At 72.5% G+C, this 22,591-nt stretch carries 23 protein-coding genes; 7 read left to right on the top strand and 16 right to left on the bottom strand.

Annotation, left to right across the window (positions count from 1 at the left end):
- Nucleotides 1-415: 415 nt before the first annotated feature.
- Entirely contained in the window at nt 416-739 is a 324-nt protein-coding gene (locus FZC61_RS05095; RefSeq protein WP_148613049.1) for a hypothetical protein, read from the bottom strand.
- 673 nt (nt 740-1,412) lie between these two features.
- A complete protein-coding gene (locus FZC61_RS05090) occupies nt 1,413-1,799 on the bottom strand; it encodes a cupin domain-containing protein (protein WP_211357098.1) in 387 nt (128 codons plus the stop codon).
- A gap of 135 nt (nt 1,800-1,934) precedes the next feature.
- Here FZC61_RS05090 and FZC61_RS05085 point away from each other — a divergent pair, with 135 nt between their 5' ends.
- The gene (locus FZC61_RS05085; protein WP_148613047.1) at nt 1,935-3,419 is read left to right on the top strand and encodes a methyl-accepting chemotaxis protein; all 1,485 of its coding nucleotides are present in this window, start codon (nt 1,935-1,937) and stop codon (nt 3,417-3,419) included.
- Between the two features lie 19 nt (nt 3,420-3,438).
- On the opposite strand, the gene FZC61_RS05080 is transcribed toward FZC61_RS05085, so the two are convergent.
- The 6 genes from FZC61_RS05080 to FZC61_RS05055 all read right to left on the bottom strand — a co-directional run bounded on the left by FZC61_RS05080 (nt 3,439) and on the right by FZC61_RS05055 (nt 9,010).
- On the bottom strand, nt 3,439-4,356 hold the full coding sequence (locus FZC61_RS05080; RefSeq protein WP_170285987.1) for an alpha/beta hydrolase: 918 nt from the start codon (nt 4,354-4,356) through the stop codon (nt 3,439-3,441).
- 1 nt (nt 4,357) lies between these two features.
- Nucleotides 4,358-5,002 (bottom strand): flavin reductase family protein, encoded by a 645-nt coding sequence (locus tag FZC61_RS05075; protein ID WP_246142537.1) that lies wholly within the window; start codon nt 5,000-5,002, stop codon nt 4,358-4,360.
- A gap of 17 nt (nt 5,003-5,019) precedes the next feature.
- Nucleotides 5,020-5,919 (bottom strand): iron-dependent extradiol dioxygenase HsaC, encoded by a 900-nt coding sequence (gene hsaC, locus FZC61_RS05070; RefSeq protein WP_148613045.1) that lies wholly within the window; start codon nt 5,917-5,919, stop codon nt 5,020-5,022.
- Nucleotides 5,916-6,833, bottom strand: coding sequence for a 4,5:9,10-diseco-3-hydroxy-5,9,17-trioxoandrosta-1(10),2-diene-4-oate hydrolase (gene hsaD, locus FZC61_RS05065; RefSeq protein WP_148613044.1), 918 nt, complete (start codon nt 6,831-6,833; stop codon nt 5,916-5,918). The genes hsaC and hsaD overlap by 4 nt, the downstream gene beginning before the upstream one ends.
- Nucleotides 6,834-6,837: 4 nt before the next feature.
- Nucleotides 6,838-8,004 (bottom strand): 3-hydroxy-9,10-secoandrosta-1,3,5(10)-triene-9,17-dione monooxygenase oxygenase subunit, encoded by a 1,167-nt coding sequence (gene hsaA / locus FZC61_RS05060; protein WP_148613043.1) that lies wholly within the window; start codon nt 8,002-8,004, stop codon nt 6,838-6,840.
- A gap of 115 nt (nt 8,005-8,119) precedes the next feature.
- Nucleotides 8,120-9,010, bottom strand: coding sequence for an alpha/beta fold hydrolase (locus tag FZC61_RS05055; protein ID WP_148613042.1), 891 nt, complete (start codon nt 9,008-9,010; stop codon nt 8,120-8,122).
- A gap of 93 nt (nt 9,011-9,103) precedes the next feature.
- On the opposite strand from FZC61_RS05055, the gene FZC61_RS05050 reads away from it, so the two are divergent.
- Nucleotides 9,104-10,153, top strand: a complete 1,050-nt coding sequence (locus FZC61_RS05050; protein ID WP_148613041.1) for a glycosyltransferase family 61 protein — start codon at nt 9,104-9,106, stop codon at nt 10,151-10,153.
- Between the two features lie 20 nt (nt 10,154-10,173).
- On the top strand, nt 10,174-11,001 hold the full coding sequence (locus FZC61_RS05045; RefSeq protein ID WP_170285986.1) for an alpha/beta fold hydrolase: 828 nt from the start codon (nt 10,174-10,176) through the stop codon (nt 10,999-11,001).
- A gap of 9 nt (nt 11,002-11,010) precedes the next feature.
- On the opposite strand, the gene dmpG is transcribed toward FZC61_RS05045, so the two are convergent.
- Genes dmpG through FZC61_RS05030 form a run of 3 tightly spaced genes read right to left on the bottom strand, consistent with a single transcriptional unit; the run spans nt 11,011 to nt 13,828 of the window.
- A complete protein-coding gene (gene dmpG, locus FZC61_RS05040) occupies nt 11,011-12,090 on the bottom strand; it encodes a 4-hydroxy-2-oxovalerate aldolase (protein ID WP_148613039.1) in 1,080 nt (359 codons plus the stop codon).
- Nucleotides 12,087-12,992 (bottom strand): acetaldehyde dehydrogenase (acetylating), encoded by a 906-nt coding sequence (locus FZC61_RS05035; protein ID WP_148613038.1) that lies wholly within the window; start codon nt 12,990-12,992, stop codon nt 12,087-12,089. Before FZC61_RS05035 ends, dmpG begins: the two co-directional genes overlap by 4 nt.
- Before the next feature lie 2 nt (nt 12,993-12,994).
- On the bottom strand, nt 12,995-13,828 hold the full coding sequence (locus FZC61_RS05030; RefSeq protein ID WP_148613037.1) for a 2-keto-4-pentenoate hydratase: 834 nt from the start codon (nt 13,826-13,828) through the stop codon (nt 12,995-12,997).
- 34 nt (nt 13,829-13,862) lie between these two features.
- On the opposite strand from FZC61_RS05030, the gene kstD reads away from it, so the two are divergent.
- Complete coding sequence (gene kstD / locus FZC61_RS05025) at nt 13,863-15,569, top strand: 3-oxosteroid 1-dehydrogenase (RefSeq protein WP_148613036.1); 1,707 nt, start codon at nt 13,863-13,865, stop codon at nt 15,567-15,569.
- Entirely contained in the window at nt 15,569-16,447 is an 879-nt protein-coding gene (locus FZC61_RS05020) for a MaoC/PaaZ C-terminal domain-containing protein (RefSeq protein WP_148613035.1), read from the top strand. The genes kstD and FZC61_RS05020 overlap by 1 nt, the downstream gene beginning before the upstream one ends.
- 16 nt (nt 16,448-16,463) lie before the next feature.
- On the opposite strand, the gene FZC61_RS05015 is transcribed toward FZC61_RS05020, so the two are convergent.
- Nucleotides 16,464-17,123: a Type 1 glutamine amidotransferase-like domain-containing protein gene (locus FZC61_RS05015; RefSeq protein WP_148613034.1), complete on the bottom strand. Its 660-nt coding sequence runs from the start codon at nt 17,121-17,123 to the stop codon at nt 16,464-16,466.
- A gap of 122 nt (nt 17,124-17,245) precedes the next feature.
- Here FZC61_RS05015 and FZC61_RS05010 point away from each other — a divergent pair, with 122 nt between their 5' ends.
- Complete coding sequence (locus FZC61_RS05010; protein WP_148613033.1) at nt 17,246-18,229, top strand: TIGR03619 family F420-dependent LLM class oxidoreductase; 984 nt, start codon at nt 17,246-17,248, stop codon at nt 18,227-18,229.
- A gap of 23 nt (nt 18,230-18,252) precedes the next feature.
- On the opposite strand, the gene FZC61_RS05005 is transcribed toward FZC61_RS05010, so the two are convergent.
- Nucleotides 18,253-19,239 (bottom strand): LLM class flavin-dependent oxidoreductase, encoded by a 987-nt coding sequence (locus FZC61_RS05005; RefSeq protein ID WP_148613032.1) that lies wholly within the window; start codon nt 19,237-19,239, stop codon nt 18,253-18,255.
- A 168-nt stretch (nt 19,240-19,407) separates the two neighbouring features.
- Complete coding sequence (locus FZC61_RS05000; RefSeq protein WP_148613031.1) at nt 19,408-20,946, bottom strand: AMP-binding protein; 1,539 nt, start codon at nt 20,944-20,946, stop codon at nt 19,408-19,410.
- A gap of 138 nt (nt 20,947-21,084) precedes the next feature.
- Here FZC61_RS05000 and FZC61_RS04995 point away from each other — a divergent pair, with 138 nt between their 5' ends.
- Nucleotides 21,085-21,525 carry a PNPOx family protein gene (locus FZC61_RS04995; RefSeq protein WP_170285985.1) on the top strand — a complete coding sequence of 147 codons (441 nt, stop codon included), beginning with the start codon at nt 21,085-21,087 and terminating at the stop codon, nt 21,523-21,525.
- Here FZC61_RS04995 and cofC read toward each other — a convergent pair.
- Nucleotides 21,485-22,252: a 2-phospho-L-lactate guanylyltransferase gene (gene cofC / locus FZC61_RS04990; protein ID WP_211357097.1), complete on the bottom strand. Its 768-nt coding sequence runs from the start codon at nt 22,250-22,252 to the stop codon at nt 21,485-21,487. The genes FZC61_RS04995 and cofC overlap by 41 nt on opposite strands.
- A 22-nt stretch (nt 22,253-22,274) precedes the next feature.
- Nucleotides 22,275-22,589, bottom strand: a complete 315-nt coding sequence (locus FZC61_RS04985) for an EthD family reductase (protein ID WP_148613030.1) — start codon at nt 22,587-22,589, stop codon at nt 22,275-22,277.
- Nucleotides 22,590-22,591 lie beyond the last annotated feature (2 nt).

The raw sequence follows: 22,591 nt of genomic DNA, 5'->3' as shown, positions 1-22,591 counted from the left end.
GTGACCCCGGCACCCAGGAAACAGCGACCCCACGAGAACAGGTGAGTGAGCGACCCGCCGAGACGGATGGGAGGGCGGCACCATCTCTCCCCAGTTGCGACACGGTGTGGCGCACGGGCAAGAAGCTGCCAGCCGACTACAGCGGTTGTCAGGACGCGAACGGACCTGATGACTCACTGACACTGCCGTGCGGGGATCGCACGATGCGGACCTACGTTGACACCTACTGGGCCAGGACCGGAACCCCGATCGAGCAAGCCAGAGGCGGATTGCGTGACAGCGTGGACTTCCGAACCGCGGCACTCATCTGTGAGGCCAACTCGAAGGACTAGAGGCCGCCCGAGTCTGCCGCACAACGGGCTCCGCCCGACCATGCCGCGTCCAGTGTGCTGAACTACCGATATGCGGTCGGTTTCTAGGCAGTGGGAGACCGCACCTGACGCACGAGGTCGTCGATGACCTCGACAGGTAAGGAGAACGCGACATCCCAGGTCTCGTCGTCGTGACCGAGCATGATCGTTGCGGTCTTACCGTCCGAGCACCAAAATACGTTGGTTCCGGCGCAGCGACCGACCTTAGTGGCGCGACGCTCGTTCCAATCGAACGATCGGATGTCGCTCAGAGTCAGAAACTCGGATGCTCGGGCGCGGACGTTGACCTCCCAATTCTCGTCGGAGAACTTCGCCAGAATCTCCTCGCCCGAGTCGTCGTAGGTCGTATCCACGTCGACGCTGATCACGGTCACACCCTGTCATGTGGGACAATTGGCTCGTCCCGCACCCCGGGCTCCGCCCGACCATGCCGCCAGGAGGGCTGCGCCCGACCGAGGTCGCCCCGCGGGCCAACCGCGCGGAGCAGAGTCCAACTGCTCGATGAGCCCCGGCACGAGGTAGCTGCCTTCCGAGAGCTGCAACCCGCAGCGGTCGCCGCGTGAGGGAATGACGAAAGCAACGACGGAGTCGTCCTCCAGCTGCGCGACCACCAGGCTCACAGCGGTGGCTGCGGAGACGGTGAGCTCGCACCGGCTCGGAGCCGCCACGGCTTCTTCGAGCAGAGGTTGCAGCTGCGTCGCGGTCGACCGCGGGAGGCTCACCTGGCTCACCGGGTCAGTGCGGGAACCCTCGAAGGTGCACGTGACCGCGCGCCTCACGGGGGCGGCCCGCAACGCCCTGAGACTGGCCAGACGGTTGAACCACGTGCCGGCCTGGACGGTGCCGTCCGAGCACGGCTTCCACTCGACCGCGTTCGACGGAGGTGAGTCCGAGGCGTCACCACACGCGGCAACGGCCAGGACGCTGGAGACAGCGACTGCGACGAAGCCCGCGCGGCTGCGACGGCGACTCTCGCGCCGTCGTCACCGATCCTTCGTGACACCGACGGACCCACACCGACATCCAGCACCCCGCCACCGCTCAACGACCGTCCGGGGCGTCGACGTTGACGGTCGGGACCCCGCCGCCGACCCGGGCGATCACGGCCAGCGACGGCTGGCGTCCGGGGTTGGACTCGCGGTGCACGGTCCAGGCGGGCACGTGGACGAAGTCGCCCGGGCCGGCCTCGAGGTAGCCCTCGAGGCCCTCGAACTCCAAGCGCAGCACGCCGCGCACGACGTAGAGGCTCGACTCGTTGCGGTCGTGGTGGTGCCAGCCCGAGACCGCACCGGGCTCGGTCTCAACCTGACCGGCCCACAGCAGCGGCAGCTCGAAGGCCAGGGCACGGTGCATGCCGGACGTCGGGTCGGCCGGCATCAGGTCGGCCGGGGTGAAGACGCGGACCGGCCGCGGCAGCTCAGTGCTCACGGGCCCAGGGTGCCACAGGTCACAGGACGGGCACCTCGACCGCATGTCGAAGTTTTTCCACATTTCCTCAACTGCCTGTGGAGATTGCCGATCATCAGCTCACAGCCCCACGGGCCGCCACCAAGAGGAGACACGATGACCCTTGTCCTGCCCCCGTCCCGCGATGTCGTCGAGCCGCTCCCCCGAGCTCTGCGCGGGGTGCGGGAGCAGTGGGAGGGATCGTCGTGCTGCGTCGTGGTGGTCGACCGCGACGGTCGCGTCGAGTACGCGAACCCCGCGGTCCGGGGCCGGTTCGGTGTCCAGGCGGGTGACGGGGTGCGCGACCTCGCCCTCGCCCGGCTCCTGCCGGCGACCAGCGAGCGCGTCATGGAGGACAGCTTGGGGGTCGGGCTCGACGGGGCGCGGGTCTCGCGCGGCGACGAGGTGCTGCTGCTGCGCGAGACCGGCGTCCCGGGACAGCGACGCTCCCGGAGCCGGGTGCTGGTCTGGGAGGACGTCCGCTCCCCCGAGACGGCCAGCGCGGCGCGCCTCGACGCCGAGGCCGACCTCGGGGCGGTGACCGAGGTGATGATCGCCCTGTCGACGGCGCGGGGCGTGCAGGAGGCGGCCCAACTCGCCGTCGACGCCGTACGCCGCGCCTTCGGCTGGGCCTACGCGTCGTACTGGTCGGTCGGTGCGGACCGCACCCTGCGCTTCGTGCTGGAGTCGGGCGAGGTGAGCCCCGAGTTCCGCGCAGTCACCCTCGAGGCGTCGTTCCGCGAGGGCGTCGGCCTCTCGGGCCGGGCCTGGGCGGCCCGCGACCTGGTCTTCACCCCCGACATCGGCGAGATGACCGACTGCGTGCGGGCGCCCGCGGCCCAGCGGTGCGGGGTGCGGTCCGGCGTCTGCTTCCCCATCCTGGTGCGCGGCGAGGTCGTCGGCACCATGGACTTCTTCGCCACCGAGACCCTCGAGCTCAGCCGCCAGCGCCTCGACGCGCTGCGCAACGTCGGCCGTCTCGTCTCGGCCGCGCTGGAGCGGCTCGCTCGCGAGGAGGCCCTGCGCCAGGCCGCCGCCGCGCTCGACCTGCAGGTGCTCGCCCGGGCGGTCGAGGAGATGCGCAGCAGCATCCAGGAGATCGCGGTCAACGCGACCGGCGCCGCGACCGTGGCCGGTACGGCGGTCACCGCGGCCGACCGCGCACGCTCGTCGGTCGAGAGCCTCGGGGAGGCCTCGGGCGAGATCGGGCAGGTGATCGGCACCATCACCGGGATCGCCCAGCAGACCAACCTGCTCGCCCTCAACGCCACCATCGAGGCCGCGCGCGCCGGTGAGTCCGGCAAGGGCTTCGCGGTCGTGGCCAACGAGGTCAAGGAGCTGGCCCGGGAGACCGCGTCGGCGACCACCGAGATCACCGCGAAGATCGACGCGATCCAGCTCGGCACCGCCGCCGCGGTCCAGGCCATCTCGGAGATCGCCGACATCATCGACACCATCGACCGCAGCCAGACGACGATCGCGGCCGCCGTCGAGGAGCAGACGGCCACGACCCGCAGCATCGCCGACAGCCTCGCCGGGGCCGCGTCCGCGGCCGACGCCATCACCCGGGAGCTGGCCGCGACCGACCGGCACCCGGCCTGAGCACCCGGCAAGGGCAGGGTCAGGGCGCGAGGACCCGCGCCAGGAACGCCGCCTGCCGGTCCAGGCTGTCGCCGACCCCGCGGTAGAGCGCGAAGTGCGCGCAGTCGTAGGACGCCACCTCGGCCGCCGGACCGATCCGGCGGGCGACCTCGAGCATCACCCCGGGCGGGGCGATCTCGTCGTGCTCGGCGACCACCAGCAGGGTCGGGCAGCGCACGTTGCCGGCCAGGCGCACCGGCCGGTTGCGGGCGATCCGGGCCACCCCGCGCGCGCACATCTCGTTGCGGAACGACGGCCCGGTCAGCGCCGTGAACTCCACGGCGCCGGGCCCCGACATGAGCGCTCCGGAACCGACCTCGCCGAGCAACGGGATCATCACCGGGTCGCGGCGCGTGACCGCCCGCACCGCGTCGGCCGCGACGGCGCGCAGCACCCGTCGGGCCTTCGCGGGGTCACGGGTCGCCGGGTCGCGCACCCGGCCCTTGCCGGTCAGGACCGCGAGCCCGTCCATCGCCGCACCCTGGCTCACGACGGCGGCGATCGACGGGTCCTGCGCGGCGACCGCGACCACGTGACCGCCGGAGTACGACGTGCCCCACAGCGCGATCCGGGCGGCGTCGACGTCGTCGCGGGCACGCGCGAACGCGACAGCCGCGTGGTAGTCCTCGCGGTGGCGCCGGTGGTCGACGTCCTGGCGCGGCCGCCCGCGCGGGGCCTCGGAGCCGCCGAACCCGCGGTAGTCGAGGACGAGCACGTGGCAGCCGACGGCCGCGAACCGCTCGGCGAAGGGCAGCAGGCCGCTGTCGCGGGTCGTGCCGAAGCCGTGGGCCATCACCACGCAGGGCGCGCCCGCGGCGGTCGTGAGGTCGTCGACGGCGGCCTCGACCCACCACGCCTCGCAACGCGAGCCGTGGCTGGGGAACGTGACGGTCTGCACGTCAGGTCGTCGTGCGGTAGGAGCCCTGGAAGTACAGCAGCGGGTCGCTGACACCCTCGTCGCCGGCGACCAGGTCGACGACCCTGCCGATGACGACGTAGTGGTCGCCGGCCTCGTGGACGGCGTGGATCGTGCAGTCGACGTGGCCCAGGGATCCGGCGAACGTCGGCGACCCGGTCACCGCCGACGGTGTCCAGTCGACCCCGGCGAACTTGTCGATGCCGCGGCTGGCCATCGTGTTGCTGAGGTCGGTCTGGTCGTGGGCCAGGAAGTTGACGCAGAACCGGCCGGCCCGCTGGATCAGCGGCCACGCCCGCGAGGTGCGGGCGGGCACGAAGAGCACCAGCGGCGGGTCGAGGGACACGCTGGAGAACGACTGGCACGTCAGCCCGACCGGCTGATCGCCGCTCATGGTGGTCACCACGGTGACGCCGGAGGCGAAGCGGCCGAGCACGTCACGGAAGTGGCGTGCGGCGGCGACGACCTCGGGGTCGTCGGAAGCGATCGTCGTGGCCTCGCCCGGGCGCCACTCAAGGTCCTGGTCGAGGTCACCGAGCCACGAGCTGATCAGGTGGGGGCTCGGCCAGGTCTCGCGCGCGTCGTCGCTCATCCCCTCGGGGATCTCGGGCTCAGGGAGGTCGGGCATCGCGCTCAGGGTAATGACTACTGCCCGCCGCCGAAGTCGTGACCCCAGTACGAGACGGCCGTCGACTCGCGCGCGACCCACCGGGCGTCGTCGACGGTCAGTCCCTCGGTGCCGAGCTCGACGTCGAAACCGCCGGGCGAGCGGACGTAGAACGACACCATCTCGTCGTTCATGTGGCGCCCGAGCGTGGCCGACAGCGGGGCCTTGTGCTTCTTGACCCGCTGCAGCGCGCGGCCGACGTGGTCGAGGGTGTCGACCTCGAGCATCACGTGGACGCACTTGCTCTGGTTGGGCATCGGCAGGAACGCCAGGGAGTGGTGGCGCGGGTTGACCCCCAGGAAGCGCAGCCAGACCTTGGAGCCGGGCTCCTTGCCGACGAACTCGCCGGGCATGCTCATCGAGTCGCGCAGTCGGAAGCCCAGGACGTCGGTGTAGAACCGCAGCGCCTCGACGTCGTCGAGCACGGGCAGCACGATGTGGCCCATCCCCTGTTCGCCGGTGACGAACGTGGCGGCGTACGGCGTCACCAGCGGGTGGGACTCGTAGGTGATGCCGTGGAAGAGCTCGAAGACGTTGTCCCACGGGTCGCGGAAGCGGACGAGGTCCTGCACGCGACGCTCCGCGAGCTCGTCGGGGGTGCCCTCCTCGAAGGCGACGCCGGCCTTCTGCAGGTGCTCGCGGGCCTCCTGCAGGGCGCGGGGGTCGGCGACCTCCCAGCCGACGCAGTCGAGCTGGTCGACGTCGGAGGGGAAGACGACCAGTCGAGCCGAGACCTCGTCGATGCGCCAGTACTGGTGGTCGGGGTGAGGGCCGCGGCCCGCAGCGAGCCCGAGCACCTTGCCGGCGAACGTCGCCCACGCGCCGAGGTCGGTGGCGGCGACGCGGACGTAGCCCATGGAGCGGATGTCGATGGTCATGGTGCTCCGGTGGTCGAGCTCGTCGAGACCCGCTCGACGTGGCGGGCCAGGAAAGCGGTGGTGATCTCGGCGAACTCTGAGGCCGCCTCGATCTGCGCCCAGTGACCGCAGTTGGGGAAGACGTGCAGCGACGCCTTGGGGATCAGCTTGAGCGCCACCATCGCGCCATCGAGCGGGTTGACGCGGTCCTCGCGGCCCCAGGTGAGCAGGGTGTGCTTGCGCAGCCGGTGGGCCTCGCGCCACAGCATCCCGTCCTCGGCGGTCTCCGGGTTGAAGAAGCTCATGCCCATCGAGCGCATCGCCTCCTGGGCGCCGGGCGCGGTCGCGTCGGCAAAACGCTCCTCGACCAGCTCGTCGGTGACCAGCGACTGGTCGACGACCATCGTGGAGATGAAGGCCCGCAGCCGCTCGCGCGTGGGGTCGGCCCCGAACTCCATCAGCCGCTGCACGCCCTCGGTGGGGTCGGCGTGGAAGAGGTTGAGGCTCAGCCCGCCCGGCCCCATGAGCACCAGCCGACCGACGCGGTCGGGGTGGGTCAGCGCCAGGCGCATCGCGGTGCCGCCGCCGAGGCTGTTGCCGAGCAGGTGCACCTTGGCGATGCCGAGCTCGTCGAGCAGGCGTACGACGTGGTCGGCCGCGTGGCGGTAGAAGTTGCCGACGACAGGCGGCTTGTCGGAGCCGCCGAAGCCCGGCTGGTCGACCAGCAGGGTGCGGAACGTCGCGGCGAAGTGGGGCAGCGCCGGTCCGAAGTTGCTCCAGGCGCTGGCACCGGGGCCGCCGCCGTGCAGCATCACCAGCGGCAGGTCGCCGCCGACACCGGTGGGCTCGCCCGCCTCGTGGTAGTTGAGGGTGAGGTCGCCCGCCTTGGCGGAACGACGGGTGGCTTGCTTGCTGAGAGGGGTCACGTCGGCCATCGGATCAGTACATCCCGGGGTCGACCTTGTGGCCGAACTCGTGGGCGCCGAACATCTGCAGGGCCCGCTCGGGGTCGTTGGCGGCGTGCACCCGACCGGCGTGGGCGTCGCGCCAGGCGCGCTGCAGGTAGGTGCCGTTGGCCAGGGCCCGACCGCCGGAGGCCTCGAAGAGCGCGTCGATGGCGTCGATCGCGCGCTGGCTGCCGAGCACCTGGTCGCGGCGCACCTTGAGCCGGGTGCGCAGCGGGATCTGCTCGCCCTTGGCGACGTAGGACTGCGCCTCGCGGATGTTGCCCACCAGCAGCGCCCACGCGGCGTCGATCTCGGAGGACGCCTTGGCGATGCGGACGGCGGCGAACGGGTCGAGCGAGGCCTTCTCGCCGAGGTAGGCGGCGCGGCTGCGCTTGCGCTGCATCTCGACGTGCTCGGCGTAGGCCCCCATGGCCAGGCCGATGATCGGGGTGGTGATGGTGCCGGTGAAGATCGAGTGGAACGGCAGCTTGTAGAGGTCGGAGGTGTTCTGCTGCTGACCCGGGCCGCGGCACTGGCCGGTCTCGCCCATGCTCAGCGTGAACGCCTCGGGGACGAACACGTCGTCGACGACGATGTCGTTGGAACCGGTGCCGGCGAGCCCGACCATGTGCCAGACGTCGATGATCGTGTACTTGTCGCGCGGCACCATGAAGGTCTTGAAGTCGACGACCTGGCCCTCGGCGTTGAACACCAGGCCGCCGAGCAGCACCCACGAGCAGTGGTCGGCGCCCGACGAGAAGCTCCACTTGCCCGACAGCTGGTAGCCGCCCTCGGCGACCGTGGCCTTGCCGGTCGGCGCGTAGGAGGAGCTCAGGCGGGTGTGGGTGTCCTGGCCCCACACGGCCTGCTGGGCCTCGTCGGAGAACAGCGCCACCTGCCAGGGGTGGACCCCGACCACGCTGGAGACCCAGCCGGTCGACCCGCACGCGCCGGCGATGTCGCGCACCGCGGTGTAGAAGTCGATCGGGTCGGCCTCGAACCCGTCGAAGCGCCGGGGCTGCAGCAGCTTGAAGAACCCGGTCTCCTCGAGCTCCTTGATGGAGGCATCGGGCACCACGCGCAGTCGCTCGGTCTCGTCCGCGCGCTCGCGCAGGCTGGGGAGCAGGTCTCGAACGCCATCGAGGACGGCCTGGGACATGGTGGTGCCTCCTGTGGCATGGGCGGGTTCTGGGACAAGACTAGAACACGTTCTAGTATTGGTCCAGCGCGCCCCGCGGCACAGGCGCCCGGCGACCGCGTTGCACCAGGCGGCGCTAGGCCGTGTCGGCCCGGTCGGCCCCGTCTGACAGCCGGTGGACGCGCACGTGCTCGAGGATCGTGGCGGCCACGCGGTCGGGGTCCTCGAACATCGGGATGTGGCCGAGCCCCTCGAGCACGACGACGTCGGCCGCCGGCATCGCCTCGACGTACGGCGTGCCGTAGCGGTCGGGAGGCAGCAGGAGGTCCTTCTCGCACAGGACCAGGCGGACCGGGACCTCGGCGTCGAGGCCGGTCACGTCGGTCGTCACCGCGCCGCGCAGCTCGGACAGGATGAACGCGAAGAACGACGGGCACCGGGTAGCGGCGCGCAGCAGGTTGTCGGCCCGCTCGCGCGAGACGCGACCGGGTCGGTGGCTCACGGCCTTGAGCACGACCGGGCGCAGCGGCAGTCGGGTGACGTGCTCGCCGAGCGCGTTGCCGAGCAGCGAGGCGCCGTAGAGGCCGAGGAACTTGACCCCCACCACGATCTCCTCGCGCGACCAGCGCGTCCAGCTGCCGGCCGGGGCGATCGCGGTGACCGAGAGCGCGCGACCGCGGCGGGCCAGCTCGAAGGCCAGCCACCCGCCGATCGAGTTGCCGACCAGGTGCGCCGCCTCCCAGCCGAGCTCGTCGAGCAGCGCCTCGACCCCGTCGGCGTACGCCGTGAGCGAGACGTCGCGGCGCCGCAGGGCGGGTCCGCCCCAGTGGCCCGGGAGCGTCGCGGCGACGACCTCGTGCTCGTGTGCGAGGGTGGGGACCACCTCGGCCCACACGTCGTGCGAGGTGGTGAACGGGTGGAGCAGCAGCAGCGGCTCCCCGCGGCCGACGCGCACGGTGGGGGCCGGCACGGGCAGGGCGAGGCGGCGGGAGAGGGCGAGGCGACGTTGCCTGGTTGTCTGCGACACGGTGTGACGCTAGCAAGCGTGCTAGCGCCCGTCCAGCACCTGCGGCGCCCGGCTGCCGCGCGCCCCTCGGGCCGGGGCCGTAGGGTCCGGCGCATGGAGGCGAGCACAGGGTGGAGTGCTGGATGGAGCCCTGCCGAGACGGCGTACGAGCCCACGGGTGACCCGGTCGAGCTGGTCACGGTCGACGAGGCCGTCGTGACCGGGTTCGCCCAGGGGCCGCTGCGCACCGAGGACGGGCCGCAGCGCTGGATCCGCGGCGCCGTCCACGACGCCGACGGCACCCTGGTGCGCGCCTCGCAACGGCGCTGGCACGGCGACCGGCTCAACCCGATCGCCGCCGACCCCGAGCAGGTCGACCCGCCCACCGACGTACGCCGTCTCGAGGGCACGTGGCTCTACGCCGGCCACGTCGCCGGGCACTTCGGGCACTTCCTGCTCGAGCACCTGACCAACCTGTGGCCCGACCCCGCCGACCTGCCGCCGCTGGCCGGGGTCCTGGCCCACCGCCCGGCCCGCGGCCCGCTCACCGACCCGCACCGTCGTCTCCAGACGCCGCGGCTGGCGCCTTGGCAGCACGACCTGATGACCCTGGCGGGCTACGACCCGGCCGGGCTGCGCGTCGTCCACGGCCGCGACCTGCGCGTCGAGCGCCTCGTCGTGCCGTCACGGCCGGTGCTCCTCAAGCGCTGGGCCCACGAGGAGGCCGTCCGCCTGTGGCAGCGGGTCTCGGGGGCCGTCGGCACCCGTGGCCCCGACCGACGCGTCTACCTGTCGCGCACCCGCTTCCACGCCGAGGACAGCGCCGAGCGGGCCCGCACCGAGGCCGAGGACGACGCCCGCCTCGACGCGCGGTTCGCGGCCGCCGGCTTCGCCGTCGTCCACCCCGAGACCCTGTCGATCGCCGAGCAGGTGGCCGCCGTCCGCGGCGCCGAGGTCCTCGCCGGGCTGTCCGGGTCGGCGCTGCACCTCTCGGTCTTCGCCGCCCCCGGCACCCGGGTGCTCACCCTCGGCGACCGCCGCTCCCCCACCCGCCCGACCAAGGCCCAGGTGGTGGTCGACGCGGCGTGCGGCCACGAGACCGCGTTCGTCGCCGACGGCGATCACGAGACGCTCGACCGGCTGCTCGTGGGGCTCGACCGGTGACCGGGTCGACGACGGGGCCCGTGGCGTCGGCACCGACCCCCGACGGGGGCGTGGTCACGTTCCTCGACGGCGGCGACCCGGCCGGCTTCCCGGTGCTCGGCCTGCACGGCACCCCGGGGTGCCGGCTCTCGCGCTGGCCCGACGACGACGTCTACGCGCGAGCCGGCGTCCGCTACGTCACGCTCGACCGCCCGGGCTACGGGCAGTCGTCGCGTCAGCGTGGTCGCTCCGTCGCCTCCGCGACGACCGCGGTGCTCGCGGTCGCCGAGCACCTCGGGCTCGACCGGTTCGCGGTCACCGGCACCTCCGGCGGCGGACCCCACGCCCTGGCCTGCGCGGCCCTGCTGCCCGACCGCGTCGTCCGCGTCGAGAGCCGGTCCGGCCCGGCGCCCGTCGGGCCCGGGGGCCTGCAGCGCCGCGACTGGGTGGCCGACCTGCCCGACGGCGAGGCGATGCTGCAATGGGTCGCCGAGAGCGAGATCCGGGTCGTGCGCGAGCGCCAGGCCCAGCAGGACGAGCTGGTCGACACCCTCGGCCAGGACCTCGGCTCGCTCGACCCCCGCGTCGCCGAGCGGTTCCGCGAGATCGTGCGCGAGCAGGCGCTGCAGGGCGTCTCCGGGGCGGTCGACGACACCTTCGCCCTGACCCGGCCGTGGGGCTTCAACCTGTCGACGGTCGACGTCCCCGTGCTGCTGACCCACCGCACCGCCGACGCCGCCGCTCCCCCGTCGCACACGCGGTGGCTGGCCGCACGTCTGCGCGGCGCCGTGACGTCGTACGACGAGGACGCGGGCGACCGCAGCCCCGAGGACGACGTCGCCGCGGCGATGGGGTGGCTACGCGGCTGACCGGCGCTGTCAGCTGTTGGCGGCGGCCTTGTCCTGCTCGGCCTTCAGCATCAGCGCGATGTCGATGAGCTGGTCCTCCTGGCCGCCGATGAGCTTGCGGCGCCCGGCCTCGAGCAGGATCTTGGCGCCGGACACGCCGTAGCGCTCGGCGGCGTTGCCCGCGTGTTTGAGGAAGCTGGAGTAGACCCCGGCGTAGCCCATCATCAGCGTCATCCGGTCGAGCTGGCACTCCTCGGGCATGGCCGGCTTGATGACGTCCTCGGAAGCGTCGACGATGGTGAGAAAGTCGATGCCGGTGCGCCAGCCGAGCTTGTCGCAGACCCCGACGAACGCCTCGAGCGGCGTGTTGCCGGCGCCGGCGCCGAAGCGCCGCACCGAGCCGTCGATCTGGGTCGCGCCGGCGCGGGCGGCGATGACGGTGTTGGCGACGCCCAGGCCGAGGTTCTCGTGGCCGTGGAAGCCGACGGTGGCCTCGTGGCCGATCTCGGCGACGACGGCGGCGACGCGGTCGGCGGTCTGCTCCATGACCAGGGCACCCGCGGAGTCGACGACGTAGACGCACTGGGTGCCGGCGTCGACCATGATCCGCGCCTGCTTGGCGAGCACCTCGGGCGGCTGGGTGTGGCTCATCATCAGGAAGCCGACGGTCTCGAGCCCCAGCTCGCGCGCCAGGCCGAAGTGCTGGATCGAGGTGTCGGCCTCGGTGCAGTGCGTGGCGATCCGACAGATCTGGCCGCCGTTGTCCTGCGCGGCGCGGATGTCGTCCTTGGTGCCGACCCCCGGGAGCATCAGGAACGCGATCTTGGCGCGCTTGGCCGTCTCGGCCGCGATCTTGATGAGCTCCTGCTCGGGGGTGCGCGAGAAGCCGTAGTTGAACGACGAGCCGCCGAGGCCGTCGCCGTGGGTCACCTCGATCACCGGCACGCCGGAGTCGTCGAGCGCCTCGACGATGTCGTGCACCTCCTGGGCGGTGAACTGGTGCCGCTTGTGGTGCGACCCGTCGCGCAGGCAGGTGTCGGTCAGGCGCAGGTCGAGGTCGTCGGACCAGGTGCGGGGCAGGGTGTCCCTGGTGGCGGCGTCGTGGGTCATGCGGAGGCTCCCAGCTTGTGACGGGCGATGTTCTGGGCGACCTGGGTGGCGGCCGCGGTCATGATGTCGAGGTTGCCGGCGTAGGGCGGCAGGTAGTCGCCGGCGCCCTCGACCTCGACGAAGATCGAGACCTTGACGTCGCCCCGGGTGGCCGCCGACGGCTCGTCGATCTGCGGCTCCTGCAGCAGCCGGTAGCCCGGGACGTACTCCTGGACGGCCTTCTCCATGGCGAACACCGACGCCACGATCGCGTCGCGGTCGGCGTCGGGCGGCACGGCGCAGAAGATGGTGTCGCGCATGATCATCGGCGGCTCGGCCGGGTTGAGGATGATGATCGCCTTGCCCCGCTGGGCCCCGCCGATCGTCTCGACCCCGGCGGCGGTGGTGCGGGTGAACTCGTCGATGTTGGCGCGGGTGCCGGGGCCGGCCGACATCGAGGAGACCGACGCGACGATCTCGGCGTAGGTGACCGTGGCTGCCCGCGAGACCGCGGCCACCATGGGGATCGTGGCCTGCCCGCCGCAGGTGATCATGTTGACGTTGGGCGCGCCCACGTGCTCCTGGCCGTTGACCGGCGGGATGACCGCAGGGCCCACGGCCGCCGGCGTCAGGTCGATCGCGACGATGCCGGCCTCCTCGTAGCGCGGGGCGTACTCGCGGTGCACGTAGGCGGAGGTGGCCTCGAAGATCAGGTCGGGCAGCACGTCCTGCTTGAGCAGCCAGTCGACGCCCTCGTGGCTGGCCTCGAGGCCCTTCTCGGCGGCCAGGCGCAGACCCTCGGACGAGGCGTCGACGCCGATCATCCAGCGCGGCTCGATCACGTCGGAGCGCAGCAGCTTGTAGAGCAGGTCGGTGCCGATGTTGCCGGGCCCGACGATCGCGGCGGTGAGCTTGTGGGACACGTCTACTCCTCGAACTGCACGGTCAGCGGGGCGAAGCCGCTGATGGACGCCGTCACCCGGTCACCCGGGGCGAACGGCACGAAGGGGCCCAGGGCCCCCGACAGGACCAGGTGACCGGCGCGCAGCGGGTCACCGAACCGGAAGGCCTGGACGGCGAGCCAGCGCAGCGCCTCGAGCGGGTCGCCCAGGCAGGCGGCGCCGTTGCCGGTGGAGCGGACCTCGTCGTTGATCGTCAGCGACATCTCGACGTCGCGCGGCTCGACCTGCGACAGCGGCAGGCCGTCGCGGCCCACCACGTAGAGGCCGCTGGAGGCGTTGTCGGCGACGGTGTCGGTGAAGCCGATGTCCCACCCGGTGATGCGGGAGTCGACGATCTCGAGCGCCGGCAGCGCCACGTCGACGGCGGCGCGCACCCGTTCGAGGGTGATCTCGCCCTCGGTGTCGGGTGCGATGTCGGCGCCCAGGACGAAGGCCACCTCGGCCTCGACGCGCGGCTGCACCAGCGTGCGCATCGAGATCGGCCTGCCGCCGTCGCCGACCGGCAGGGCGCCGTAGGAGACGTCCATGTCGTCGAGCAGGTAGCCGAAGTCGGGCTGGTCGACGCCGAGCTGGTCCTGCACGGCCTTCGAGGTCGCGCCGATCTTGCGGCCGACCACGGTCGCTCCCCCGGTGAGCCGGCGCTGGACGAGGCCCTGCTGGACGGCGTACGCCGCCTCGAGGTCGTCGGTGCCGATGAGGTCACGCACCGCGGCGCACGGGACGCGGGTCGCCAGGGCCGCGTCGAGCCGCTCGACCGCGGCCTGGATGTCGCCCGCGAGGGTGGGCTGAGAGGTCACCGGTCAATACTAGAACCTGTTACAGTTTCGCGCCATGAGCACCCCACTGCCTGCTGAGGTGGACGTCGTCGTCGTGGGCGCCGGTGGCGCCGGTATGAGCGCAGCACTGGCCGCGTCGAAGCAGGGACTCGACACCGTCCTGCTGGAGAAGTCGGCCTACTTCGGCGGGTCGACGGCGCGCAGCGGCGGCGGCGTCTGGATCCCCGGCAACTACGCGCTGCACGAGGCCGGGCAGGCCGACAGCCTCGAGGAGTCCAAGCGCTACCTCGACTCGATCGTCGGCGACGTGGTGCCCAAGGTGCGCCGCGACACCTTCATCGAGCGTGGCGCCGAGGTGATGGACTTCGTCAAGGCCCACACCCCGCTGCGCTTCGAGTGGGTCAAGGACTACGCCGACTACCACCCGGAGGCCCCCGGCGGCCGGCTCAAGGGCCGCAGCTGCGAGCCGATCCCGATCGACGCGCGCTTCCTGGGCGACGAGCTCGACCGGCTCCACCCGCAGTACGCCAAGGCACCGGCCAACATGATCGTCACCCAGGCCGACTTCCGGAAGATCAACCTCGGCATCCGCACCCTGCGCGGCCCGGTGACGATGGCCAAGGTCCTGCTCAAGCGGATCGTCAGCCTCGCGCTGCGGCGCCGGATGTACGCGATGGGCAACGCCATCGCGATCGGCCTGCGCAAGGGCCTGATCGACGCCGGCGTGCCCGTGCACTACGAGACCGAGCTGACCGGGCTGCTCATCGAGGACGGTCGCGTCGCGGGCGTCAAGGTGCTGCGCGGCACCGGCGACGACCGCGTCGAGCACGTCGTGCGCGCGCGGCGCGGGGTGATCCTCGGCAGCGGCGGCTTCGAGCGCAACCTCGAGATGCGCGAGAAGTACCAGCCGCAGCCCACCTCGGTCGACTGGACGACGGGCTCGGAGTTCAACACCGGCGGCGGCATCCTCGCCGGCATCGCCGCGGGCGCGCAGACCGGCCTGCTCGACGACGCCTGGTGGGGCCCGACGATCCCGCTGCCCGGCGGCCCGTGGTTCTGCCTGGCCGAGCGCAACCTGCCGGGCTCGATCATCGTCAACCAGGACGGCAAGCGCTACATGAACGAGGCGCTGCCCTACGTCGAGGCCGTGCACGCGATGTACGACGGCGAGGCCACCGGGGTCGGTCACGTGCCGTCGTGGATGGTCATCGACCAGCGCTACCGCAACCGCTACCTCTTCGCCGGCCTCATGCCGCGCCAGCCCTTCCCGGGCCGCTGGTACAAGCACGGCACCGTCAAGAAGGCGGCCACGATCGAGGCGCTCGCCGCCGAGATCGACGTGCCCGCCGACAACCTGCGGGCCACGCTCGAGCGCTTCAACGAGTTCGCCCGCACCGGCGACGACGCCGACTTCCACCGCGGTGTCTCCGGCTACGACAAGTACTACTCCGACCCGACGGTCAAGCCCAACCCCTCGTTGCACGTGATCGACCAGGCGCCGTTCTACGCCGTCAAGATCGTGCCCGGCGACCTCGGCACCAAGGGCGGACTGCTCACCGACGAGCGGGCGCGCGTGCTGCGCGCCGACGGCTCGGTCATCGAGGGCCTCTACGCCGCCGGCAACGTGTCGTCGGCCGTGATGGGCCACACCTACGCCGGGCCGGGCGCGACGATCGGGCCCGCCATCGTCTTCGGCTACCTGGCCGCCGAGGACATCGCGCGCACCGCCGTGCCCTCGGTCGCCGAGAAGAAGACCGCCTGATGCCCATCGATCCCTCGGTCGCGATCGGCGCCGACCTCGGCGAGCGCACCTTCTCGTGGTCGGCCAGCGACGTGCTGCTCTACCACCTGGCGATCGGCGCGGGATCCCGTGACGGTGACAACCTCGACCCCGCGGCGCTGGCCTACACCCTCGACGGCCCCGGGTTGCAGGTGCTGCCGTCGTTCGGCGTCGTGGCACCGACCTTCCACGAGACCGACCCGCCGCCCCTCGACCTGCCCGGGTGCGACATCAACCTCGCGCAGGTGGTGCACGGCTCCCAGTCGGTCACCGTGCACGGACCGCTGCCGACCTCGGGCACCGCGACCGTCTCGACCACGCTCACCGACGTCTGGGACAAGGGCAAGGCGGCGGTCATCTGGCAGGAGGCCGTCGCCCGGTCGGGGTCCGGCGAGGCCCTGTGGACCACGCGTTCCTCGATCTTCGTCAAGGGCGAGGGCGGCTGGGGCGGCGACCGCGGCTCGTCGACCCCGGTCGAGGTGCCCGACCGCGCCCCCGACGCCGAGACGACGTACGCCGTGACGCCGCAGCAGGCGCTGCTCTACCGGCTGTGCGGCGACCGCAACCCGCTGCACGCCGACCCCGACTTCGCCAAGGCCGCCGGCTTCCCGGCGCCGATCCTGCACGGGCTGTGCTCCTACGGCATCGTGCTGCGCGAGCTCACCGACGCCCTGCTCGGCGGTGACGCCACCCGGGTCGGCGGGTTCGCCGCGAAGTTCGCGGGGGTCGTGTTCCCCGGCGAGACCATCGCGGTGCGCGGCTGGCACGACGACGGCCGCATCGTCGGCACCGCGACGGTGTCCGGCGGCGACCGCGACGGCGCTCCCGTGCTCGGCGACGTGGTGCTCGACCTGGCCTAGGCCCTCCCTCGGGGCACTAGCCGGGGAGGTGTCGCCATTCCCCCTCCGAGACGACGTCGACGACGCCGTCCACGACCCGGATCGCGCTCTGGTCGTCCATGACGTACGACGGCCCCTCCAGCCCGGCGGCCCAGCTCTCGGCCGCCGCCATCGTGTTGGACGGGAAGACGTCGAGGTGGGGGAAGATCGAGAAGTCGACGACGCCGAGGGTGCGGTCGTCCTGCGCCCCGCCCCACTGGACGAAGTCGTCGCCGATCCGCGGCGTCATGACCATGCTGCCGGCGCTCACGCCGACCCAGGTCGTGTCGGTCAGCGACGGCAGCAGGTCGGCCAGGCCGCACTCGCGCAACCAGTGACACAGGTAGGTCGCGTCGCCCCCGTCGACCAGCAGCACGTCGGCCTCGCGCACCCACGGCACCCAGCGCTCGGCGTCCATCGAGGGCAGCGCGGTGAGCTCGAGCAGGCCGACCGAGCGCCATCCGAGGTCGCACATGGTGCCGGTCCCCCGCCCCGCCACGAACCGGAACGCCGAGGCCGGCGAGCACATCGGGTGGCCCCACTGCGCGGTCGGGATGCACAACGCGTCGGCCTCGGAGACCGGCTTGCCCAGCAGGTCGACCAGGGCGGTCTCGATGCTGGGGTTGGTGACGCCCCCGGACGTGAGAAGCAGCTTCATCGGTGACTCCTGGGTCTCGAGGTGCTGACGGCGTGCAGACCGGCGAGGAGGGCCGGACTCATCGCGATGCCGGGGCGCGCTCGCAGGTAGGCACCAGGCGAGGGTAGTGGCAGGATTTCCCTGTGAACGACGACATGCCGCTGCTGGGGTTCGGCCTGCCGGCGTCGGGCAGCTGGGCGACGCCGACGACGATGCTGCGGGTCGCCCGCCGCGCCGAGGAGCTCGGCTACGCGTCGCTGTGGACCTTCCAGCGGGTGCTCTACCCCGCCGACGGAGGGCTCGACCCGTCGTGGGACGCCGCGCACAACCCGACGGCCCGCCCGGCCGACGACGCGTCGTACCGCGCGGTGCACGACGCAGTGCTGCCGCTCGCCTACGTCGCAGGGCACACCGAGCGGATCGGCCTCGGCACCGCGACCCTGTGCGCGCCCTTCACCGCGCCCGCGGTGCTGGCCAAGGCCATGACCACGCTGGACCACCTGTGCGCGGGCCGGCTCACGGTCGGCCTCGGGATCGGCTGGCTGCCGCACGAGTACGCCGCCGCGGGCGTGCCCTACGAGCGGCGCGGCGCGCGGATGGAGGACTACCTACGCTGCCTGACGGCGCTGTGGACCCAGGACCCGGTCGAGCACAGCGGCGAGTTCTACACCGTCCCCCGCTCCCACACGGGCCTGCGACCGGTCCAGCAGCCTCACCCGCCGGTCCTGCTCGGTGGGTCTGCGCCCGCCGCGCTGCGACGGGCCGGACGGCTCGCCCAGGGCTGGATCAGCAGCACCCGCGAGGACGTCGGCCGGCTCGGCGACCAGGTCGCGCTGGTGCGCGCCGGCGCCAAGGAGGCCGGGCGCGACCCGGCGGCGCTGCGGATCCTGGTGCGGGCCGTGGTCGACCTGGTCGACACCGACCCCGGGCCCGGACGGCAGCCCTTCCACGGCACCCGCGAGCAGGTGCTCGACGACCTGGGCCGCCTCGGCGCGCAGGGAGTCACCGAGGCCTTCGTCGACCTCAACTTCTCCCCGCGCGTCGGGTCGCCCGACGTCGACCCGGCCGAGGCGACGGCGTACGCCGAGTGGGTGCTCGACGCCCTCACCCCGGCCCAGCCGGCCTAGCCGGCCTAGCCGGCCTAGCCGGCCTAGCCGGCCTCGACCTTCGGCATGATGTCGTTCTTGAGGCGCTTGAGGTCGTCGAGCGTCTTCGACACCGGTACGTCGGCGAACGGCGGCCAGATCAGCGGCATCGCCATGCCGGCCTCCTGGTAGGCCTTGAGCCGGTCGGTGATCTGCTGCTCGGTGCCGACCAGCAGGTTGGTGAGCTTGAGGTTGTCGGTCTGGTCGACCTCGGTGTCGGTGATGGTGAACCAGATCATGCTGCACATCTCGACGTCGTCGATGTTGCCGCCGAGCGGCTCGAGCTCGTCGCTGATCGCCTTGCGCCAGTTGGCCAGCTCGGTGGGGGTGTCCTGGATGCCGATCCAGCCCTTGAGTCCGTACTTCGAGATGCGCAGCGCCGAACGCTTGGGGTCCTTCAGACCACTGAAGTAGATCGGCGGGCCAGGCTTCTGCAACGGCTGGTGGCCGAACCCGGCGGGCTCGAAGTCGGCGAACTCGCCGTGGTACTCGAAGATCTCGTTCTGCCAGATGCCCTGGCAGATCTCGATGGTCTCGCGCACGTGCGCGTGCCGCCGAGGGAAGAGGTGGGTGGCGCTCGAGGCGGCGAACTCCTCGGGCATCCAGCCGGCCCCGACACCGACGTTGAGCCGCCCGTTGGACAGGTGGTCGATGGTCGCGCACTCGGCGGCGAAGACGGCCGGCGCGCGGTACGGGGTGTCGGTGATGCTCATGCCGATACGCACCTTCTCGGTACGGGCGGCCAGCCACGGCAGGATCGGCCAGCCCTGGAACCACTTGCCCTTCGACTGCACCGGCATCTGCAGCGGGAACTGGTCCATCATCCCGAACGGGTACTTCATCTCCCCGCGGTCGGAGGCCTCCGGGACGATGATCCGGTCGAGCGTCCAGACCGAGTCGAACTCGAGCTCCTCGGCCAGGTCGGTGAGGTCGGCCAGCTCCTGGACGGTCACGTGGTTGCGGAAGGTGGGTAGGTAGAGGGCGAGCTTCATCTGGGCGACATCTCCTCGGGCGGACGGGGGCCTGGGGTGGGGCGAGGTCGTCGGTGAGCCTCGACACGGCCCTTTGTGACGTACCTAACAACCGGGGCGGAGGGCGCCGCAAGGGTCCTTCGGATCATGGTTTCCTCAACGCTGCCCGGACCCCGGCTGCGGCCCCGGTCAGCGCGCGCCCGTCTCCTGCGCGAGCCGCTCGCGCAGCTCACGCTTGAGGACCTTGCCGTAGTTGTTGGTGGGCAGCGCGTCGACGAACCGGTAGTCCTTGGGGCGCTTGAACCGCGCGATGTGGTCGGTGCAGGTCGTGTCGAGGTCCTCGACCGACGGCGGGTCCCCCGCGGGCACGACGAAGGCGACCACCGCCTCGCCCCACTCGGGGTCCTCGCGTCCCACCACGGCGACGGCCTGCACCCCCGGGTGGCGCAGCAGCACCTCCTCGACCTCGCGGGGGTAGATGTTCATCCCCCCGCTGATGATGAGGTCCTTGGAACGGTCGCGCAGGGTGAGGAACCCGTCGTCGTCGACGCTGCCCAGGTCGCCGGTGTGCAGCCAGCCGCCCCGCAGCGTCTGCGCGGTGGCCTCGGGCTGCTGCCAGTAGCCGGCCATCACGACGTCGCCGCGCACGACGACCTCGCCGACCTCCCCGGCCGGCACCTCGCGGTCATCCTCGTCGACGACCCGCACCTCGACGTCGGTACGGGGGAAGCCGACGCCCTGCACGCGCTCGCGCCAGCGCGGGTGGTCGCGGTCGGCGTGGTCGGCCTTGGACAGGCCGGTGATCGTCATGGGGGTCTCGCCCTGCCCGTAGATCTGGGCCAGGCGGGGCCCGAACGTGTCGAGCGCGGCCTCGAGGTCGGCGAGGTACATCGGCGCCCCGCCGTAGATGATCGTCTTCAGGCCGGACAGGTCGGCCCCCTGCAGCGCCGGGTCGGCCGCGAGCCGTCGCACCATGATCGGCGCGGCGAAGAACGACAGGCCCGGCCACCGCTCGAGCAGGGCCAGCAGCTCGGCGCCGTCGAGGGCCCCCGACGCCGGGAAGACGCTGACCGCGCCGCGCGCCACGTGCGGCAGCCCGTAGAGGCCCGAGCCGTGGGAGAGCGGCGCCGCGTGCAGGACGCTGTCGTGGGCCGACACCGGGTCGATGTCGGCGAAGTAGCTCAACGAGGCCATCAGCAGGTTGCGGTGCGTGAGCGTCGCGCCCTTGGGGCGCCCGGTGGTGCCGCTGGTGTAGAACAACCACGCCGCGTCGTCGGGGGCGCGGTCGACCAGGCCCGTCGGCGGCGTACCGGTGAGCCGGTCCCACCCGGGCCCCGGGGCGTGCACCGAGGCCTCGACCGACGCGACGGTTGCGACGAGGGCGTCGACGTCGGTGGCGTGCTCGTCGTCGGTGACGACCACCCGGGTGCCGCTGTCGCCGAGGATGTAGGCGACCTCGTCGCGGTGGAGCCGCGCGTTGACGGGCACGGCGACCAGGCCGGCGTGCCACACGGCGTAGAGCACCTCGAGGTACTCCGGCCGGTTGCGCATCACGATGGCGACCCGGTCGCCGGGCGCGAGGCCGAGCTGGTCGCGCAGACCCGCCGCGGCACCCGCGACCCGCGCCGCCAGCTCGGCCCAGGTCGCGTGGACCCGGTCCCCCTCGGCCAGTGCCGGTCGGTCCCTGAGGTGTCGGCCGTGACGCTCGACCCACGTGGCGAGGTTCATCCCGACAACCTCGCCCGCTCCTCGCCGACCGGTCAAGGGACCTGCGTCAGCGTTGAGGAACGCATGATTGTCCGGGGTGGTGTCATCGGCGAGGCTGGACCTTGTCCGCCCACCGTCCACGACCCTGGGAGCAGCGCGATGAGGTTGAACGAGGAGAAGGCCCGGGCCCGCCTGGGCGAGCACGTGCACGGCGTGCTCTGCACCCTGCACCCCGAGCGGGGCCCCGACCCCCAGCCGGTCGTCTACGCCGTCAGCTCCGACGGGCACGTCGGGGTGCCGATCGACCGGGTCAAGCCCAAGGCGTCGTCGCGGCTGCAACGCGAGGACAACCTCGCCGCCGACCCGCGCGGCTCCCTGCTCATCGAGCGCTGGGAGACCGAGGACTGGTCGCGGCTGTGGTGGGTGCGCGCCGACCTCGAGCACGTCGAGGACCCGCCGGCCGCGCTCCTCGACGAGCTGGCCGACCGGCTGGCCACCACCGTCCCGCAGTACGCCGACAAGCCGTTCCACCGCGTGCTGGTCTGCCGGATCGTCCGCGTCACGGGGTGGGCCGCGAGCGAGGACTCCAGCGTGGACTGAGGTCCAGCGCGGCCACCCGGGCCGCGGTCTGCGCGCCCAGTCCCAGCATCGTGGCGGCCCGCAGGTCGTCGAGGGTGTCGACGTCGTGGCGGGCCCGGACCGGGGCGCCGCGCAGCGGGTCCAGCCCGGCGGCACGGTGCTTGTCGGCCGACCCTGGTCCGTAGTGCAGGGGCACCTCGCCGCCGGGCGGGTGCACCAGCAGGGTCGTGCCGGTCGCCGACCGGTCCGGCACGAAGGCGCCCCCGTGGGCCGAGCCGACCACGGCCGCGACGTCGACGGACCGCAGGCACGGCAGGTCGGCCGGGACCACGAGCACCCCGGCCGCCGGGCGCCACCGCGTCGCGACCTGCACGCCGCGGTGGACCGCCGCCCCCAGGCCGGCGCCCACGTCCGGGACGATCCGGACCGCGAGCCGTCGCAGGTGGTCGGTGACGACCGGGTCGGAGGTCACCACGAGGACGTCGGCCACGCCGGACCCCTGAGCCCCGTCGGCCCCGTCGGCCCCGTCGGCCCCGTCGGCGCTGCCCAGGAGCGCGGTGACGGTGTCGAGCGCGAACGCCAGCGCGAGGGCCTGCCGCTGCTCGGCGGGCAGGTCGAGCCGCGTCTTGGCGCGGGTGAGCGCCTTGACGGGCACGACGGCGGTCACGGCGTACGGCCTCGGCTCCGAGGCCGCGTCCCAGGCCGCGTCCGGGGCCGCGTCCGGGGCACAGCGGGGCAGGGTCGTCACGACGCCGGGATGCCGGTGGGCCTCAGAGGTAGCTGGTCGTCGACCCGGTCATCAGGTCGACCCCGGCGCCGGCGAAGTTGGCCAGGTCGGCCACGGCGGCGGCTCCCTCGGGGCCCGAGAGGGCGGCGTTCATGGCCGCGTCGTCGTCGAAGGCCAGGGCGGCGACGAAGTAGTAGGCCGGTGCCGCCCCGTCGGGCCCGGGGCCGGGGTGGGTCCCGGTGAATGACCGCAGCCCCGGCAGGGCCAGGCCCAGCGGGGCGTGGGTCTCGGCGTAGTGGCGGTCGAAGGCCTCGGGGTCCTCGGGGTGGCGGTAGGCGGCGTAGAGGGTGCTGGTCATGG

The organism is Nocardioides rubriscoriae, from assembly GCF_008087085.1.
Lineage (GTDB): Bacteria > Actinomycetota > Actinomycetes > Propionibacteriales > Nocardioidaceae > Nocardioides > Nocardioides rubriscoriae.
The sequence above is the reverse complement of the archived record's forward strand: the minus strand, read 5'-3'. Positions and strand labels throughout refer to the sequence as shown.

What these genes read in the sequence shown, in the direction of transcription:
- FZC61_RS05085 (WP_148613047.1), top strand. Translation starts at nt 1,935, where the DNA reads ATGACCCTTGTCCTGCCCCCGTCCCGCGATGTCGTCGAGCCGCTCCCC.
- FZC61_RS05075 (WP_246142537.1), bottom strand. Translation starts at nt 5,002, where the DNA reads ATGCCCGACCTCCCTGAGCCCGAGATCCCCGAGGGGATGAGCGACGAC.
- hsaC (WP_148613045.1), bottom strand. Translation starts at nt 5,919, where the DNA reads ATGACCATCGACATCCGCTCCATGGGCTACGTCCGCGTCGCCGCCACC.
- hsaD (WP_148613044.1), bottom strand. Translation starts at nt 6,833, where the DNA reads ATGGCCGACGTGACCCCTCTCAGCAAGCAAGCCACCCGTCGTTCCGCC.
- hsaA (WP_148613043.1), bottom strand. Translation starts at nt 8,004, where the DNA reads ATGTCCCAGGCCGTCCTCGATGGCGTTCGAGACCTGCTCCCCAGCCTG.
- FZC61_RS05050 (WP_148613041.1), top strand. Translation starts at nt 9,104, where the DNA reads ATGGAGGCGAGCACAGGGTGGAGTGCTGGATGGAGCCCTGCCGAGACG.
- dmpG (WP_148613039.1), bottom strand. Translation starts at nt 12,090, where the DNA reads ATGACCCACGACGCCGCCACCAGGGACACCCTGCCCCGCACCTGGTCC.
- kstD (WP_148613036.1), top strand. Translation starts at nt 13,863, where the DNA reads ATGAGCACCCCACTGCCTGCTGAGGTGGACGTCGTCGTCGTGGGCGCC.
- FZC61_RS05020 (WP_148613035.1), top strand. Translation starts at nt 15,569, where the DNA reads ATGCCCATCGATCCCTCGGTCGCGATCGGCGCCGACCTCGGCGAGCGC.
- FZC61_RS05015 (WP_148613034.1), bottom strand. Translation starts at nt 17,123, where the DNA reads ATGAAGCTGCTTCTCACGTCCGGGGGCGTCACCAACCCCAGCATCGAG.
- FZC61_RS05005 (WP_148613032.1), bottom strand. Translation starts at nt 19,239, where the DNA reads ATGAAGCTCGCCCTCTACCTACCCACCTTCCGCAACCACGTGACCGTC.
- FZC61_RS05000 (WP_148613031.1), bottom strand. Translation starts at nt 20,946, where the DNA reads ATGAACCTCGCCACGTGGGTCGAGCGTCACGGCCGACACCTCAGGGAC.
- FZC61_RS04995 (WP_170285985.1), top strand. Translation starts at nt 21,085, where the DNA reads ATGAGGTTGAACGAGGAGAAGGCCCGGGCCCGCCTGGGCGAGCACGTG.
- FZC61_RS04985 (WP_148613030.1), bottom strand. Translation starts at nt 22,589, where the DNA reads ATGACCAGCACCCTCTACGCCGCCTACCGCCACCCCGAGGACCCCGAG.